Below are 16,371 nucleotides of genomic sequence, written 5' to 3'. Positions count from 1 at the left end.
CGCCATGGCGCATGCAGTGCTGCCGGGCGCTGCCATCGGCTTCATGATTTCCGGTCTCAGCATTTTCGCGATGACCGCGGGCGGGCTGATCGCGGGCTTTGTGGTGGCGCTGGTCGCGGGACTGGTTGCGCGCGCCACCGAGTTGAAGGAGGACGCCTCGCTCGCCGTGTTCTTCCTATTGTCGCTCGCGATCGGCGTGACCATCATCTCGGTGCGCGGCACCAATATCGACTTGCTGCATTTCCTGTTCGGATCTGTGCTGGCACTCGACAACCAGACCCTGACGCTGATCGCGATCAATGCCACGGTGACGCTGCTCGGGCTCGCGCTGGTCTACCGGCCGCTGGTGATGGAGTGCGTCGACCCGCTCTATCTGCGCTCGGTCAGCCGAGCCGGCGGCCCGGCGCATCTGATCTTTCTGGCCTTGCTGGTCGTCAATCTCGTCTCCGGTTTTCACGCGCTGGGCACGCTGCTCGCTGTCGGCATCATGATGGTGCCGGCCGCGATCGGCCGCTTCTGGGCGCGCGACATTACGCAGATGATCGTTGTCGCAGTGCTGGCCGGAATGTTGTCCGGCTATGCCGGGCTTCTGGTTTCATTCCATACTGCGGCGCCTGCGGGGCCCGCGGTGATACTGGTCGCGGGAATTCTGTATGCGCTCTCGCTCCTGTTCGGCAATGTCGGCGGGCTGGTGCGGCAGATGTTTCCGGGACGCCATCTCGAAGCCTGACAGTCAGGAGGGTCCTTATGCCGACGAGACGATTTTTTCTCGCTGCCCTGGCCATTGCAGCACTCCCGCATGTCGCCGGAACGGCATTCGCGCAGGAACCGGAGAAACTCCCTGTTGTCGCGACCTTCTCGATCCTCGGCGATATTGTATCGAATGTCGGCGGCGACCGGGTGAGCGTGAAGAACATCGTCGGGCCGAACGCCGATTCGCATGTCTATTCGCCCTCGCCCGCGGACGCGAAGATGCTGGCTGACGCCAAGGTGATTGTGACCAACGGGCTGGGTTTCGAGGGCTGGCTGGCGCGGCTGGTCAAGTCGTCCAACACCAAGGCGCCCAATATCGTTGCGGCCACGGGCATCAAGCCGCGCAAGATGGCCGGCCAGCACGCGCACGGCCATGGTCACAAGCACGGCCACAAACACAGCCATGGCCACAGCCATGGCGACGGCGATCCGCATGCCTGGCAATCGGTGGCCAATGTGAAGATTTACGTCGCCAATATCCGGGATGGACTGATCGCCGCCGACCCGGCCGGCAAGGCGGTTTATGAGGACAATGCCGCCGCCTATCTCGCCAGGCTCGACGAACTCGACCGCGAGGTGCGCGAGGCGGTCGGCCGTATTCCCGCCGATCGCCGCAAAGTCATCACCACCCACGACGCGTTCGGCTATTTCCAGGATGCCTACGGGCTGACTTTTGTCGCTCCCCAAGGCGTGTCCACTGATTCGGAGGCCTCGGCCAGGGATGTGGCGCGGATCATCACCCAGATCAGAAAGCAGAAAATTCCTGCCTTGTTCCTGGAAAATGTCAGCGATCCGCGGCTCCTCAAGCAAATCGCCGACGAAACCGGCGCCAAAATCGGCGGTACCCTTTATTCCGATGCCCTGACCGACGAAAAAGGCCCGGCCCCCACTTACATCGACCTTATCCGGCACAATATAAGGACGCTCAGCGCGGCGCTGCAGTCCTAGCCGCCGTGCTCCGCCCGCCTCGGGCGGCCCGGAAAATCGGCTGGAGCGTTCATGTCCGACAAGATTCCCGTCACGGTGCTGACCGGCTATCTCGGCGCCGGCAAGACCACGCTGCTCAACCGCATCCTCTCCGAACCGCATGGCAAGAAATATGCGGTGATCGTCAATGAATTTGGCGAGATCGGCATCGACAACGACCTGATCGTCAACGCCGACGAGGAAGTCTTCGAGATGAATAACGGCTGCATCTGCTGCACCGTGCGCGGCGACCTGATCCGCATCATCGAGGGGCTGATGCGCCGGAAGGGCAAGTTCGACGCGATCATCGTCGAGACCACCGGGCTCGCCGACCCTGCGCCGGTGGCGCAGACCTTCTTCGTCGACGAGGAGGTCGGCAAGAAGACGCGGCTCGACGCGGTGGTCACGGTCGCCGACGCGAAGTGGCTGAAGGACCGTCTGAAGGACGCGCCCGAAGCCAAGAACCAGATTGCCTTTGCCGATGTCATTCTGGTCAACAAGACCGATCTGGTGGAGGAGGCGGATCTTCAGGAAGTCGAGGCGCGGATCCGCGGAATCAATCCGTATGCGAAGCTGCACCGCACCCAACGCTCACAGATCGCGCTCGACGAAGTGCTGGACCGCAAGGCCTTCGACCTCGACCGGATTCTCGATATCGAGCCGGACTTCCTGCACGGCCAAACGCATGATCACGACCACGATCACCACAATCATGATCATCATCACGGCCACGAGCACCACGGCCATCACCATCACGGCGTGAAGCATTACCACGATGAGGACATGCAGTCGATTTCGCTCTCGACCGACCAGCCGCTCAACCCGGAAAAGTTCTTTCCGTGGATACAGAAGCTGGTCGCCGAAGACGGGCCTGCAATTTTGCGCTCCAAAGGCATTCTTTCCTTCAAGGACGATCCCGACCGCTTCGTATTCCAGGGCGTGCACATGATCCTGGACGGCGATCATCAGCGTCCCTGGAAGGACGGCGAGGAGCGGGTGAGCCGCATTGTCTTCATCGGCCGCCACCTTCCCGAAGAAAAAATTCGCACGGGCTTCGCCGAGTGCGTGGCCTGATCCATCGCGCGGTCGTCCCGGCCGAGCGCAAGCAAGAGCCGGGACCATAATCCCGGTGCGGGTTGTTCGCCCTGTTATTTCCTGATTGAAACGCAGGCGGTTATGGGTTCCGGATAGACTTCGCTGCGCTCAGGCTTCCGGGACGACTGAGAATGACGATGTCCGACACGCGTTCCCCTGCCAACACGCCGTCCGTCGCCGGCCGCGCCACAATGGTTGCCACGGGCGGCTCCGTCATTGCCGCGCATTTCCTCGGAGAGAAGGCTGTTTTCGTCCTTGCCGAGGATGCCGTGCTGCTGGTCGCTGGCGACGGTGCAAGCCAGCGGGTGCCGCTGCATGAGGGCGGAATCCTCTCCTCGGCCTGCGACGGCCGTCATCTCGTCACCGGCGGCGACGATGGCCGGGTCATGGAGATCGACCGCGCAGGGGTGATGCGCACGGTCTTTGCCGATCCAAAGCGGCGCTGGATCGATCATGTCGCGCTCGGACCGGACGGCGCCGTCGCCTGGTCGGTCGGCAAGGCCGCTCAGGTCGCCGCGCGCAAGGGCGAGGTGAAGTCGCTCGACCTGCCGTCAAGCGCCGGCGGGCTCGCCTTCATGCCGAAGGGCATGCGCCTGGCGATCGCTCATTACAACGGCGCCTCGCTATGGTTTCCGAATGCGCAGGTCAAACCCGAATTCCTCGAATGGAAGGGCTCGCATCTTGGCGCCACGGTCAGCCCGGACGGCCGCTTTCTGGTTACCAGCATGCAGGAGCCGATGCTGCATGGCTGGCGGCTGGTGGATGGCAAGCATATGCGGATGTCGGGTTATGCCGCGCGGGTGCGCTCCATGAGCTGGACCGCGGACGGCGCCTTCCTCGCGACCGGCGGCTCCGACCAGCTCATCCTGTGGCCTTTCGCCGGTAAGGACGGTCCGATGGGCAAACAGCCGGCGCTTCTTGCGCCTCATGCCAAAAAGCTCGCGGTCGTCGCCTGTCATCCAAAGCAGCCTGTCGTCGCGGCGGGCTACGAGGACGGGCTTGTGCTGCTGGTGCGGCTCGATGATGGCGCCGAGGTGCTGGTGCATTCCTCCGATCTCGATGCGCCGGTTACGGCGCTCTGCTGGAGCGGCGACGGACTGAAACTCGCCTTTGCCTGTGAGGATCGCGCGGCAGGTGTGGTAGACTTGTCCTGACGCAAATGTCGGAGGGGCGACATGTTTCGCCGAAGCGGCACGGTTCTGATGGTTTTGTTTGTGCTGTGCGGGTTCGGCGTTCCCGCATTTTCGTTGCCAAAGACCGTTGTTATTCTGCGCCACGGCGAGAAGGAGAGCGTCTCGTCACTGTGCCGTCTTGGCATCGACCGCTCTCTCGCGCTCGCCTCCCAGTATCTCGGTCAGGGTGCAAGGGATTCGCTGTTTCCTGCGGGCGAGCGGCCCGCGGGGTTTTTCGCGCTCACCCTCGACACACTGCAATTCGCCTCTCCCGCGGCGGCGACATGGGAAATGCCGGTCACGGTGTTTTCAGCGGTGCCGTTGCCGGGCGTCGATCCAACGCCGCAGCTCAATCTGCGCACCCAGCAGGCGGCGGGCGCCGTGCTGGACGATCCGCGCTATCACGGCCGGATCGTCGTCATGGTGTGGAATCATCGTCACATCGCCGATGAGGCGATGGCGCGGAAGTTTCCCGACCAGAAGGTGACGCTGCGGCAGCTTCTCAATCTCGACAAGCTGCCGGATGTGCCGGATAGCTGGCCCGGATACACCTACGACCATTTCTGGATCGTGGAGTTCGGGACCAGCGGATCGCAGGTGCCAACCGGCTTTCGGATGGTCAGGCAGGAATTTGCCCCGCCGTTCGACAGACTGCCATCGGCCGAATGGGGCAAGCGCCTGAAGCTGCCGATGGGCAGCAAGTGCCTGCCGTGAGTTGTCATCGCGCGGCCTGCGCGGCGAATCGAAGCAATCCGAAGCAATCCGAAGCAATCCGAAGCAATCCGAAGCAATCCAGGTGACCCGCGACCGGATGGATTGCTCCGCTTCGCTCCAATGACGGAAAGAGGCGCTTTGCGGCAGAAGGTTACCGCACCAGCACGTTCCTGAACTGCCACGGGTCGCGCTTGTCGATGTCTTCCGGAAACAGCCCCGGCCGCCCTTCGAGCGGCGTCCAGTCGGTGTAAACCCCCACGACCGGGCCGAGATACGGCATCTGAACTTCGAGGCAGCGGCGGAAATCCATCTCGTCGGCTTCCACAATGCCCGCGTTCGGATTTTCCAGCGCCCAGACCATGCCGGCCAGCACGGCCGAGGTGACCTGCAGACCGGTCGCGTTCTGATACGGCGCGATGTTGCGGGTCTCGTCGATCGAGAGCTGCGAGCCGTACCAATAGGCGTTCTTCTTGTGGCCGTAGAGCAGCACGCCCAGCTCGTCGATGCCGTCGACGATCTCGTTCTCGTCGAGAATGTGGATCTTGTCCTGCTTCTTGCCGGCGCGGCCGAACATCTCATGCAGCGACAGCACCGCGTCGTTGCAGGGATGATAGGCGTAGTGGCAGGTCGGCCGGTAGGTCACCTTTCGTCCGTCGCGCACGGTGAAATAGTCCGCGATCGAGATCGACTCGTTATGCGTGACCAGGAAGCCGTATTGCCCCTTTGCGGTCGGCGTCCAGGACCGCACGCGGGTGTCGGCGCCGGGCTGCAGCAGGTAGATCGCCGCCTGGCAGCCGGTCTTGTGCTTCTTGCCGTTCTTCGGCATCCACTTTTCGTGTGTGCCCCAGCCGAGTTCGGCCGGTTGCAGGCCTTCCGAGACAAAGCCCTCGACCGACCAGGTGTTGACGAATGTCTCGATCGGCTTTGGATATTTGGCGCGCTGGGTGTCGCGCTCGGCGATATGGATACCCTTGACGCCGAGCTTCTTGGCGAGCTTCGCCCAATCCTCGCGGGTCTTGGGCTCCTTGATCTTGGTGTTGGTATCGGCTGCGATATTCAGCAGCGCCTGCTTGACGAACCACGACACCATGCCGGGATTGGCGCCGCAGCACGACACCGCCGTGGTCGAGCCCGGCTTGCGCTTGCGTTTCGCCGCAAGCGTGGCCTCGCGCAGCGCGTAATTCGACCGCGCCTCCGGCCCCTTCCTCGGGTCGAAATAGAAGCCCGCCCAGGGCTCGTTCACGGTGTCGATGTAGAGCGCGCCCAGCTCGTTGCAGAGCTCCATGATATCGAGCGAGGAGGTGTCGACCGACAGATTGACGCAAAAGCCCTGGCCGCCGCCTGCGGTGAGCAACGGCGTCAGAAGCTGCCTGTAATTGTCGCGCGTCACCGCCTCGTGGATGAAGCGGATGCCGCGTTCATCCAGCAGTTTCCGATCCTTGTCTTCCGGGTCGATGACCACGAAGCGCGACTTGTCATAGTGGAAATGGCGCTCGATCAGCGGCAGCGTGCCTTTTCCGATCGAGCCGAAACCGATCATCACAATAGGGCCGTCGATCTTGCCGTGCACGGGCCAGTCGGTCATCTCGTGTCGCTCCAGTCAGAAGGGAAATCAAAAGGGGAATGGGCGGGTATCGCGGCCTCTGCGATACCCGCCCAGGCTTTGCGGCGCAAACCTAGGCTGCGCGCGGTGTCGGGCTTTTGACAGCCCCGTTGGATGCCGCCGCCACCAGAGCGCCAAGCTCGGGCTTGGGTGCGCGGCGGCCGGTGGCGCCGATCATGCCGCGGGCCCCATCGAGCGCGCCGGCAGTGAGTTCGAGCGCAAGCAGCCGGTCCTGCTGATAGGGACCGGGCATCCAGAGCAGTCCGGTCTTCTCCGCCGAGAAGCCGAACCGGCCGTAATAGGGCGCATCGCCCACGAGCAGGATGGCGCTGTGACCCCGCATGCGCGCGGTGGCGATCGCCTGCTTCATCAGCTTGCCGCCGATGCCCTTGCCCTGGTGCTCCGGCGAAACCGCGAGCGGGCCGAGAAGCAGCGCCGGACGGCCGGGACCGGCCGACACGTCCCACAGGCGGACCGAGCCGACGACGCGGCCTTTCTCGGTCGCGACGAAGGACAGGCCGGCCGCGGGAAGCCGATCCTCGCGCAGGCGCTCCGAAGTCTTGGCGAAACGCACCTCGCCATAGGCGCGGTCGAGCAATGCCTCGCGCGCATCGAAATCGGCAATCTTTTCCTGGCGAATGGCAGCCATGGCCATCTCCTTCCGTGCCCCGCTTTTCACGGGACGGCTTCAGTCCTGAAAGGTGAAGGGAAGGGGAGCCGGTTTAGCGCCGGCTCCCGGCGTTGTCAGATATGGCCCGATCGCGGAGCGATCAGATGTGGCCCGATCGCGGAGCGATCAGATGTGGATCGTCTTCAGCGGCGGGAAGCCGTTGAAGGCCACCGACGAGTAGGTCGAGGTATACGCACCCGTGCCCTCGATCAGCAGCTTGTCGCCGATCTCCAGCGAGACCGGCAGCGGATAGGGCTGCTTCTCGTAGAGAACGTCCGCCGAGTCGCAGGTCGGGCCGGCGAGAATGCACGGTGCCATCTCGCCGCCGTCGCGCGGGGTGCGGATCGGGTAGCGGATCGCCTCGTCCATGGTCTCGGCGAGACCGCCGAACTTGCCGATGTCGAGATAGACCCAGCGCACCTCGTCCTCCTCGCTTTTCTTGGAGACGAGGACGACTTCGGTCTCGATCACGCCGGCATTGCCGACCATGCCGCGGCCCGGCTCGATGATGGTTTCCGGGATGCGGTTGCCGAAATGCTTGCGCAAGGCCCGGAAGATCGCCGAGCCATAGGTCTTCACCGTCGGCACGTTCTTCAGGTACTTGGTCGGGAAGCCGCCGCCGAGATTGACCATCGACAGGTTGATCCCGCGCTCTCCGCACTCCTTGAACACGGCCGATGCCTGCGCCAAAGCGCGATCCCACGCATGCTGGTTGCGCTGCTGCGAACCGACATGGAACGAGATGCCGTAGGCATTCAGGCCCTGACGATGCGCGTGCTCAAGCACGTCCGCGGCCATCGAAGGCTCGCAGCCGAACTTGCGCGAGAGCGGCCATTCGGCGCCTGCGCCGTCGCACAGGATGCGGCAGAACACCTTCGCGCCGGGCGCCGCGCGGGCGACCTTCTCGACTTCGGCCTTGCAGTCGACCGCGAACAGGCGAACGCCGATCTCGTAGGCGCGCGCGATGTCGCGCTCCTTCTTGATGGTGTTGCCATAGGAGATGCGGTCGGGCGTGGCGCCGGCCGCGAGCGCCATCTCGATCTCGGCGACCGAGGCGGTGTCGAAGCAGGAGCCGAGCGAGGCCAGCAGCGACAGCACTTCCGGGGCCGGGTTTGCCTTCACGGCATAGAACACACGGCTGTCCGGCAGCGCCTTTGCAAAGGCGTTGTAATTGTCGCGCACGACGTCGAGATCGACCACCAGCACGGGGCCGTCTTCGGTGCGGGTGCGAAGGAATTCGCGGATGCGGTCGGTCATTGGTCTTCCCCAAAACAGCGCTGCGGGGCAATGCCAGAGGCTCTGGCACAGCACCCTCGGTAAGCGTCTGATGGCGAATCCGCGCTGCCGTGCGATGGAGGTCACGACGAGCGGCGTTCGACACCGGACAGTGCTGCCGTGGATTGGATGGGGAGACCCCGTCCGCACACCTGGCAATGAAGGACAAGCCCTTTCGGTAACCAGACCGGCTTTTGGACAGCCGGCGATAGCCAAAAAAGCCCGCTCCGTCGTTGCTTTAAGTCGCGTCCTCAGCGGAGAACTGAGTTCGCCGGTTTCGCCTCCGGCTGCCGGTCAGAGTTCTTGGAGAGACTCTCCGCAGAGAGCTTAGTCTCACCAGGCGGCTGGCGGGCCTCTTGTCCCGCTACCTACCGACCGACACGCGACCACAGGCACGTGCGAAATTGGGCAAGTCCGCAAATAATACATTTGCGCGGGGTGTCAAGCATTATGCGCGCGCTGCGGCTCAAAAACGTCGAAACTTACCGAGACGTTAACGCAGCACAGGTGCGCGACGCGTCGGGCATGACGCAAGGTGGCGCGCAACCGTGCTCATGCGTCGTTAGCCGCCACGTCATCGCCTTGCGACGCGCAGCTATGCGCCGCATCCGTGAACGCGCTCAGCGCGGCCGTCGCACCGCGCGCAGCTTGCCGCTATTGCCGCCGCCGCAGAAGAAACGGTCGCGTCCGTCCGACTCAAGCCCCGAGACGCCGGTGCCGGGCGGCAGATCGATACGCTCGAGCACCTCGCCGGATTGCGGATCGATGCGGCGCAGGCCGCTTTCCTCGCCTTCCCAGGTGCCGTGCCAGAGTTCGTCCTGCAGCCAGGTGACGCCGGTGACGAAGCGGTTCGACTCGATGGTGCGCAGGATCGCGCCGGTGTCCGGATCGATCTGGTGGATTTTGCGCTCGCGATACTGCCCGACCCAGAGCGTCCCTTCGGCCCAGGCCATCCCGGAATCGCCGCCGCCGCCGGGCGCAGGAATCGTCGCGAGCACCCGGCCGGTCTGCGGGTCGATCTTGTTGATTTTGTCCTCGGCGATCTGGAACAGGTGTGTGCCGTCGAAAGCCGTTCCCGCGTGTCCCGGCAAGCCGAGCGTGCGCACGATGGCGCCGCTCTGCGGATCGAGGGCGCAAATGCGGTCGCCTGCGGCGAACCAGACATGCCGGCCGTCAAACGTGACCCCGGCCACTTGTTCGATTGCCGGAAACGGGCCGTACTCGCGAAGGATTTCGGCCGGTTGCTCGACCACTGTCATTTCAATGCTCCACACGCGTTCCGCTTTGCTGTGACCGCAAGCTAGTCGCCGGGCAGCGGACCCGAGAGTAACAAGATTGTCGTGAAACCCGGGATCGGCGGCGTCATCCAGCGGCGCGCGCGGGCGCGGCCGACCCACTGCACCTTGCCCGCCGCGGCCAGATCGTCGAGCGCGCGCTGCACGGTACGCTGGCTCGCTCCGAGCGCAAGGGCCAGCGCCGAACTCGACCAGGCTTCGCCGTCGGAAAGGCAGGCGAGGACTGCACCGTGCTCCTCTTCGATGGGGTGTGCGAGCACCGCGACATTGCTGACGCGACGCGGGGTGAGGGCAAAGCCGTATTTCGTTGCGGTAATGTCGGCGGCCGCCCGCAGAAGCCGGCGCAGTCGTCCGATCTCGACCCGCAGGCGCGCGCGATGCGATTCGTCGGCCCGCTTCGCCCGGAATGCCCGCGCGACCAGAGCGTCGCGCGGCACATCGCCTGGCCACGCTTCGGCGAGGGCGCGCGCCAGAGCGAACAGGACAGGACGGCGCGCCAGCGAGATCGTGGAGCCCTGGTCACGCACGACATTGCGGCACGCATCGACCAGAAGCGCCTCCGACGACAGCAGCGCCTCGACCTGTTCGAGGAGCAACGGACGCTCGGTGCCGCCTTCGAGCAGCCGTGCCGCAGGCATCTCCAAAAGCCTCAGCGTTCTCTCGACCTCGGCGGTCAGAGCAGGGATGCCCGCCGTCCGCGCCGCGTGCTGTGCCGCTTCCATCGCGGCCCGCGCCGGTGCCGTCTGGATTCGGCGCATTGCGATACCCGCGGCGGCCAGGTGGTGCGCCGTTCGCAAAGCCGGCGGCAACGACGCGGGATCGATGGCGCCCAGCGCGCGTTCAGCGTTGTCGAGGCTGCCGACCAGCAGCATGCGGCGAATTGCGAGATGCTGGGCGAGTGCCGCATTGATCCGGTCGCCATGGGCTTGAAGCGTCGTCCGCGCCGCGTCGAGCGCGTGCACGGGCCAGCCGAGGTCGCGCGACGCCAGCGCCACTTCGGCCTCCGCAACCACGCATCTCGCCCGCGCAACCGCTTCCATCGGACTGAAAGCGCGTAACGCACGGCGCAGCAGCGCCCTGGCTTTGCCGAACTCACCGAGTTGCGCCATCGCGATTCCCCGTAGCGCCAGCGCCGGCGCATCGTCGCGCAGCGCGACGCGCTGCAGCGCGCCCAGCGGATCGCCGGCGGCCAATGCGCGTCCGGCGGCGGTGATCAGCGAGTCCATTCGTTTCCCGTCGCCCTTGTCTCTGCCGCCATTGCGATGACAGACCCTCGTATCACGTGACTGAGCGGGGTGATGTGCGGGCTGCGTATTCAGTCCTTGGACGCCAGCGTCCGTATTCTATTGACGACGTGGTCGACATGCGGCCGCACATGCGGATCAAGATCGTGCCAAGCCTCCGGCTCGTCGCCGAGATACACCGCTCGGGCATGCGCAAGCACCGGCCGGTGCTCCTCGGGAAGGCGTGCGAGCGCCCAGTTGGCCGCTTCGTCCTTGGAACGAATCTCGCCGGTCGCGAGCGTGTTCCATATCCGTGCCAGCGTCAGCAGCCCATTCCGTCTGTCGTCGCCCTCTTCGATACCTGGCATAATAACGGGGATGGCTTCGGTCATCGCGCGCACAAGATCGACTCGCGGCACCGGCTCCAAGATTTTTGCGATGGGCGGTCCGAGCAGCGGCACGGCCGCCCGGCGTGCGGTCTCGACGAGGATCGTCACGTCCGGGTCGGGGTGTGGCCATTTCGGCAATTCGCCCCGTTTCAGCTCTTCGCGCATCCACTCACCGTACTGAAGCTCGATGCTCGGCGGATAGCGCCACGGCATGAGAGAGGGCCGCGCTACGACGGAAAGCTCTATCGGACGGCCCGGCCCGCCATCGGCGTGCCAGCCAGAGATCGGCATGAGCCGCCGGATGATCGTCGCTCTCTCATCGCCGGAGAGTGAGCGGCTGCTGATGGTCAGGACATCGATGTCGCTGTTGGGACGCAAACCGCCCGCGACCGCTGACCCGTAAAGGTACACCGCGAGGGCGGCGTCGCCGAGCGTGTCCCGGATAATGTCGGTGGCCGCCGCAATCTGATCGCGCGACCGGGCCTCTTGACTGAGAAATGGCGTCATTGCGATGAAAATGCCAGCCACATCGAACCGTGGCAAAGTTCCGAGATAGGCCTGCTTCCGTGGCCGACGTCAAATCCGCTCGACCAGCGCCGGCCGCTCTGAAATCCCGTCACACTTGTCACTCTCGCCCGACGGCGCCGCGCCTCTATCTCGGAACCACCAGCGCGTCGCGTCGAACGCGGCGGCTAACCGAGAAGGAGAACCGGGATGCCAGATATCCTGCACCGCGTCGGTATCAAATCGTCACCGAACGAGGCCTACAAGGCGTTGACTGCGATCGATGGGCTTGCGGACTGGTGGACCAACGATACGCATGGACAAAGCAAGGTCGGCGAAGTGATCCGGTTCCGCTTCGGGGACAATGGCGGCTTCGACATGAAGGTGCTCGAGCTCGATCCCGGCAAGCGGGTGCTCTGGCAGGTGGTCGACGGACCGGCGGAGTGGATCGGGACGAAGATCAGCTTCGATCTGCGGCGCGAGGACGACTTCACCGTCGTCCTGTTCAAGCATCAGGGCTGGGCCGAGCCGGTCGAGTTCATGCATCACTGCAGCACGAAATGGGCGACCTTCCTGATGAGCCTGAAGTCGCTGATCGAGACCGGGAAGGGCGCGCCCTATCCGGACGACGTGATCGTAGATCGCCAGTGGCGCTGACCGAAGCGCATTCACCGGGTGGCGGCTGAAGCGGGACCCTTGCGGCGCGGCCGGCCTTCGGCGCCGGCCCGCTGTCAGCCTAGCGGCTGAACGGCTCGACCGTCCGGGCGAACTGGATGAATCGGAACATGATGTAGGCGCCCAGCGCCAGGAAGGCGACGTCGAGGACGCGCCGCACCGTTTCGTCGAAGCCGAACAGGTTCGCGATCGCCCATGAACCGGCAAACGCGGCGCCGAACACCTCGGCCCCGATCAGGATTGCCGCGCTGATTACGGTCACGACGTTGATCCAGATGACCTGCTTGCCGCCCGCCGGGCGTGCGGTCTTCGGGGTAGCGTCTGCGTTCATGGTTCGGTCCAGGTTCGAATGGCGGCGCAATGTCGTCGAAAGCCGGCCGCCGATCAAGGCTGGATTTGGCAGGTTAAAGACCCCATGTCGGGAGGAACCCGCCGCCTGAATTCCAGTAAACCGGGATAGTCCAGAGCATGACCGCACAAGCTGCGACCAACGGCCCGATTAGTACAGACAATCCGCTGCTCGCCCCCTGGATCGGCCCCTTCGAGGTTCCCCGGTTCGGGGAGATCGAGCCGGCGCATTTCGTCCCGGCCTTCGAACGGGCGATGGCCGAGCACAATGCCGAAATCGCCGCGATCGTCGGCAATCCCGCGCCGCCGACCTTCGCCAACACCATTGTCGCGCTTGAGAATTCCGGCCGGACGCTGGGCCGGGTCTCCGACGTTTTCTACGTCCTGGCCGGCGCCCATACCGACGACGCGATCCAGGCGGTCGAGCGCGAAATGTCGCCGCGGCTGTCCGCCCATCACAGCGCGATCCGCCTGAACGGCGATCTGTTCCGCCGCATCGATAAAGTCATGCACGACGCACCGGCGGCCGGCCTCGACCCCGAACAGATGCGCGTACTCGAGCGATACCACACCGATTTCCGCAGAGCCGGCGCGCATCTCGATCAGGCCGCGAAGGAACGCCTCGCCGCGATCGGCCAGCGGCTCGCCTCGCTCGGCACCGCCTTCAGCCAGAATGTGCTGGCCGACGAGCGCGACACATTCATCGAGCTGGATGGCGAGGACGATCTGGCTGGCCTGCCGGATTTCGTGCGCTCTGCCGCGCGCGAAGCGGCGGAGGCGCGCGGCCTCCAAGGCAAATATGTCGTCACGCTGTCGCGCTCCAGCGTCGAGCCGTTCCTGCAATATTCCTCGCGGCGCGACCTGCGCGAGAAGGCGTTCCGTGCCTGGATGGCGCGTGGCGACATGGGCGGTGCGACCGACAACAAGGCGATCATCGCCGAGATGGTGGCGCTGCGGGCCGAGCGGGCGAAGCTGCTGGGCTATCCGACCTATGCCGATTACCGCCTCGACGATTCCATGGCGAAGACCCCGCGTGCGGTGCGCGATCTGCTTGGCGACGTTTGGCCGCGCGCGCTCAAGCGGGCGCTGGCCGACCGCGACGGGCTTCAGGCGCTCGCCCAGGCCGAGGGCGGCAATTTCAAAATCGCGCCCTGGGACTGGCGCTACTATGCGGAGAAGCTGCGCAAGAAGCTGCATGACGTCGACGAGGCGGCGATCAAGCAATATCTGCAGCTCGACAGGATCATCGAGGCGGCATTCGACACCGCGAACCGTCTGTTCGGCCTGCGCTTCCGTGAAGTGATGGGCGTGCCGGTCTGGCATCCGGACGTGCGGGTCTGGGATGTCTCCGATGCCAATGGCAAGCATGTTGCGCTGTTCTTCGGCGATTATTTCGCGCGGCCCTCCAAGCATAGCGGCGCCTGGATGACCTCGCTGCGCGATCAGGAAAAGCTGATCGGCGATGTCCGCCCGCTGATCGTCAATGTGATGAACTTCAACAAGGGCGCGCCGGGAGAACCGGTGCTGCTCAGCTACGACGACGCCCGCACGCTGTTCCATGAATTCGGCCATGCGCTGCACGGTATGCTGTCGGATGTCACCTATCCGAAAATTTCCGGCACCAATGTCGACACCGATTTCGTCGAGCTGCCCTCCCAGCTTTACGAGCATTGGTTCGAGCGGCCCGAAGTTTTGCGCAAATTCGCGGTGCATTACCGGACCGGCGAGCCGATCCCCGAAGACCTGCTGAAGAAGATGCTGGATGCGCGCACCTTCAACCAGGGCTGCGCCACGCTGGAATATGTGGCGTCCGCTTTGGTCGATCTGGAATTCCACTCGCTGCCGGCGGCAGATGAACTCGATGTCTCGGCCTTCGAGCGCGCGACGCTGGAGAAACTCGGCATGCCCGGGGAGATCGCGATGCGGCACCGCTCCCCGCATTTCCAGCATGTGTTCGCCGGCTCGGCCTATTCGGCAGCCTATTACAGCTATATGTGGTCGGAGGTGCTGGACGCCGATGCGTTCCGCGCCTTCGAGGAGGCGGGCGACATTTTCGATCCGGCGGTCGCCGCAAAATTGCGGGACAATATCTATGCCGCCGGCGGCCGCCGTTCTTCGGACGAGGCCTATATTGCCTTCCGCGGCAAGCTGCCGTCGCCGGAGGCGCTCCTCGCGCGCCGCGGACTGGTGGACGCGGTGCCGGCCGGGGAGGCGTAGGCGCCTCTCTTGTCATGGCCGGGCTTGTCCCGGCCATCTACGTCTTTTACTGCTGATAGTCGTTAAGACGTGGATGCCTGCGACGGGCGCGGGCATGACGGATATCGAATGACAAATTCCCACACCTCCGGCCATCGCCGCGGCGTTGCTGCGGCTCCTCACCACGCCGCCGCTGAAGCCGGCCGGCTGATCCTCGCAGAGGGCGGCAACGCGCTGGAGGCGATGGTCGCGATGGCGGCGTCCATCGCTGCGGTCTATCCGCACATGAATCACATTGGCGGCGACGGCTTCTGGCTGGTGCGTGAGCCGAACGGCCGCATGCGTGCGCTGATGGCGCCGGGCCCGGCCGGGGCCAAGGCGACCATCGCGCATTACCGCGAGCGCGGCTACGACACGATCCCGGCGCGGGGGCCGCTCGCGGCGCTCACCGTTCCCGGCGCGATCGGCGGCTGGATGCTGGCGCTGGAGGCTGCGAAAGCGCTAGGCGGCAAGATGCCACTCGACCTGTTGCTCGCGCCCGCGATCAAGCAGGCGCGCGACGGCTATGTGGTCAGCCGCAGCCAGCATGCGCTGACCCGCGACAAGCTCGCCGAGATGGGCGCGGCCACCGGTTTCGCGCAAACCTTCCTCGCCGACGGCAAGGCGCCCGCCGAAGGCGCGACGATGAAACAATCGGCATTTGCGGCGACGCTCGATCATCTTGGCAATGCCGGGCTCGACGATTTCTACCGCGGCGATGTCGGCCGCGAGATCGCCGCCGACCTCGAACGGATCGGCGCGCCGGTGACGCGCTCAGACCTTGAAAAATACCGCGCCTATGTCGCCGATCCGCTGTCGATCCGGCTCGAGGCCGGCACGCTCTACAATGCGCCGCCGCCGACGCAGGGCCTCGCCTCGCTCATCATTCTTGCGCTGTTTGAACGGCTGCGTGTGACGGAGGCCGAAGGCTTCGACTTCGTCCACGGCCTCGTCGAATCCACCAAGCGCGCGTTTCGCGTGCGCGACCGGGTCGTCACCGATCCCAACCGGATCAAGGAACCGCTGGACCGTTATCTTGCAGCGGCCTTCCTCGATACCGAGGCGCAAAAGATCGACCGGGCGAAGGCAGCACGCTGGCCTGCGCCGTATGGCGAGGGCGATACGGTCTGGATGGGTGCGGCTGACGCATCAGGTCTCGTCGTCTCCTACATCCAGTCGATCTACTGGGAATTCGGGTCGGGCTGCGTGCTGCCGCGCACCGGCGTGCTGATGCAGAACCGCGGCGCGAGCTTCTCGCTCGACAAGGATGCGGTGAACCCGCTGCAGCCCGGCCGCTTGCCGTTCCACACCCTCAATCCGGCGCTCGCCGTGCTCAAGGACGGCCGCATCATGGCCTACGGCACCATGGGCGGCGACGGCCAGCCGCAGACGCAAGGCATGATTTTCGCGCGCCATGTGCTGTTCCGGCAGCCGCTGCCGGAGGCGATCGCGGC

Annotated in this window: 15 protein-coding genes; 8 read left to right on the top strand and 7 right to left on the bottom strand. The window is 64.9% G+C overall.

Annotated elements, in window-relative coordinates:
- The 5 genes from ACK41X_RS17935 to ACK41X_RS17915 form a co-directional block, all read left to right on the top strand.
- On the top strand, positions 1–730 hold a 730-nt coding region (locus ACK41X_RS17935; RefSeq protein ID WP_409726127.1), incomplete at its 5' end, for a metal ABC transporter permease.
- A gap of 17 nt (positions 731–747) precedes the next feature.
- A complete protein-coding gene (locus tag ACK41X_RS17930; protein WP_409726125.1) occupies positions 748–1,701 on the top strand; it encodes a metal ABC transporter substrate-binding protein in 954 nt (317 codons plus the stop codon).
- Between the two features lie 51 nt (positions 1,702–1,752).
- Entirely contained in the window at positions 1,753–2,793 is a 1,041-nt protein-coding gene (locus tag ACK41X_RS17925; protein ID WP_409726123.1) for a CobW family GTP-binding protein, read from the top strand.
- Positions 2,794–2,945: 152 nt separating this feature from the next.
- Entirely contained in the window at positions 2,946–3,968 is a 1,023-nt protein-coding gene (locus tag ACK41X_RS17920; RefSeq protein WP_409726121.1) for a WD40 repeat domain-containing protein, read from the top strand.
- 21 nt (positions 3,969–3,989) lie between these two features.
- Positions 3,990–4,700: a histidine phosphatase family protein gene (locus ACK41X_RS17915; RefSeq protein ID WP_409726119.1), complete on the top strand. Its 711-nt coding sequence runs from the start codon at positions 3,990–3,992 to the stop codon at positions 4,698–4,700.
- 151 nt (positions 4,701–4,851) lie between these two features.
- Here ACK41X_RS17915 and ACK41X_RS17910 read toward each other — a convergent pair whose 3' ends face one another.
- From ACK41X_RS17910 to ACK41X_RS17885, 6 genes are all read right to left on the bottom strand, one after another.
- Positions 4,852–6,285, bottom strand: a complete 1,434-nt coding sequence (locus ACK41X_RS17910) for a homospermidine synthase (protein WP_409726117.1) — start codon at positions 6,283–6,285, stop codon at positions 4,852–4,854.
- Between the two features lie 91 nt (positions 6,286–6,376).
- Positions 6,377–6,952 carry a GNAT family N-acetyltransferase gene (locus ACK41X_RS17905; protein ID WP_409726115.1) on the bottom strand — a complete coding sequence of 192 codons (576 nt, stop codon included), beginning with the start codon at positions 6,950–6,952 and terminating at the stop codon, positions 6,377–6,379.
- 147 nt (positions 6,953–7,099) lie between these two features.
- Positions 7,100–8,230 carry a type III PLP-dependent enzyme gene (locus ACK41X_RS17900; RefSeq protein WP_409726113.1) on the bottom strand — a complete coding sequence of 377 codons (1,131 nt, stop codon included), beginning with the start codon at positions 8,228–8,230 and terminating at the stop codon, positions 7,100–7,102.
- 638 nt (positions 8,231–8,868) lie between these two features.
- Positions 8,869–9,507 carry a glutamine cyclotransferase gene (locus ACK41X_RS17895; RefSeq protein ID WP_409726111.1) on the bottom strand — a complete coding sequence of 213 codons (639 nt, stop codon included), beginning with the start codon at positions 9,505–9,507 and terminating at the stop codon, positions 8,869–8,871.
- A gap of 41 nt (positions 9,508–9,548) precedes the next feature.
- Positions 9,549–10,769 (bottom strand): helix-turn-helix domain-containing protein, encoded by a 1,221-nt coding sequence (locus ACK41X_RS17890; protein ID WP_409726109.1) that lies wholly within the window; start codon positions 10,767–10,769, stop codon positions 9,549–9,551.
- Between the two features lie 89 nt (positions 10,770–10,858).
- Positions 10,859–11,662, bottom strand: a complete 804-nt coding sequence (locus ACK41X_RS17885; RefSeq protein WP_409726107.1) for an aminoglycoside adenylyltransferase family protein — start codon at positions 11,660–11,662, stop codon at positions 10,859–10,861.
- A 207-nt stretch (positions 11,663–11,869) separates the two neighbouring features.
- Here ACK41X_RS17885 and ACK41X_RS17880 point away from each other — a divergent pair, with 207 nt between their 5' ends.
- Positions 11,870–12,316 (top strand): SRPBCC family protein, encoded by a 447-nt coding sequence (locus ACK41X_RS17880; RefSeq protein ID WP_409726105.1) that lies wholly within the window; start codon positions 11,870–11,872, stop codon positions 12,314–12,316.
- Positions 12,317–12,395: 79 nt separating this feature from the next.
- On the opposite strand, the gene ACK41X_RS17875 is transcribed toward ACK41X_RS17880, so the two are convergent.
- A complete protein-coding gene (locus tag ACK41X_RS17875) occupies positions 12,396–12,665 on the bottom strand; it encodes a hypothetical protein (protein ID WP_409726102.1) in 270 nt (89 codons plus the stop codon).
- 137 nt (positions 12,666–12,802) lie between these two features.
- Here ACK41X_RS17875 and ACK41X_RS17870 point away from each other — a divergent pair, with 137 nt between their 5' ends.
- Together ACK41X_RS17870 and ACK41X_RS17865 are read left to right on the top strand one after the other, a co-directional pair.
- Positions 12,803–14,899 carry a M3 family metallopeptidase gene (locus ACK41X_RS17870; protein ID WP_409726100.1) on the top strand — a complete coding sequence of 699 codons (2,097 nt, stop codon included), beginning with the start codon at positions 12,803–12,805 and terminating at the stop codon, positions 14,897–14,899.
- A gap of 108 nt (positions 14,900–15,007) precedes the next feature.
- On the top strand, positions 15,008–16,371 hold a 1,364-nt coding region (locus tag ACK41X_RS17865), incomplete at its 3' end, for a gamma-glutamyltransferase family protein (RefSeq protein ID WP_409726098.1).

It is taken from the genome of Pseudorhodoplanes sp. (genome assembly GCF_046289595.1).
Classification (GTDB): Bacteria; Pseudomonadota; Alphaproteobacteria; order Rhizobiales; family Xanthobacteraceae; genus Pseudorhodoplanes.
The sequence above is the reverse complement of the archived record's forward strand: the minus strand, read 5'-3'. Positions and strand labels throughout refer to the sequence as shown.

Coding starts and splice junctions, on each gene's coding strand:
- ACK41X_RS17930 (WP_409726125.1), top strand. CDS start 748: ATGCCGACGAGACGATTTTTTCTCGCTGCCCTGGCCATTGCAGCACTC.
- ACK41X_RS17925 (WP_409726123.1), top strand. CDS start 1,753: ATGTCCGACAAGATTCCCGTCACGGTGCTGACCGGCTATCTCGGCGCC.
- ACK41X_RS17920 (WP_409726121.1), top strand. CDS start 2,946: ATGACGATGTCCGACACGCGTTCCCCTGCCAACACGCCGTCCGTCGCC.
- ACK41X_RS17915 (WP_409726119.1), top strand. CDS start 3,990: ATGTTTCGCCGAAGCGGCACGGTTCTGATGGTTTTGTTTGTGCTGTGC.
- ACK41X_RS17910 (WP_409726117.1), bottom strand. CDS start 6,285: ATGACCGACTGGCCCGTGCACGGCAAGATCGACGGCCCTATTGTGATG.
- ACK41X_RS17905 (WP_409726115.1), bottom strand. CDS start 6,952: ATGGCTGCCATTCGCCAGGAAAAGATTGCCGATTTCGATGCGCGCGAG.
- ACK41X_RS17900 (WP_409726113.1), bottom strand. CDS start 8,230: ATGACCGACCGCATCCGCGAATTCCTTCGCACCCGCACCGAAGACGGC.
- ACK41X_RS17895 (WP_409726111.1), bottom strand. CDS start 9,507: ATGACAGTGGTCGAGCAACCGGCCGAAATCCTTCGCGAGTACGGCCCG.
- ACK41X_RS17890 (WP_409726109.1), bottom strand. CDS start 10,769: ATGGACTCGCTGATCACCGCCGCCGGACGCGCATTGGCCGCCGGCGAT.
- ACK41X_RS17885 (WP_409726107.1), bottom strand. CDS start 11,662: ATGACGCCATTTCTCAGTCAAGAGGCCCGGTCGCGCGATCAGATTGCG.
- ACK41X_RS17880 (WP_409726105.1), top strand. CDS start 11,870: ATGCCAGATATCCTGCACCGCGTCGGTATCAAATCGTCACCGAACGAG.
- ACK41X_RS17875 (WP_409726102.1), bottom strand. CDS start 12,665: ATGAACGCAGACGCTACCCCGAAGACCGCACGCCCGGCGGGCGGCAAG.
- ACK41X_RS17870 (WP_409726100.1), top strand. CDS start 12,803: ATGACCGCACAAGCTGCGACCAACGGCCCGATTAGTACAGACAATCCG.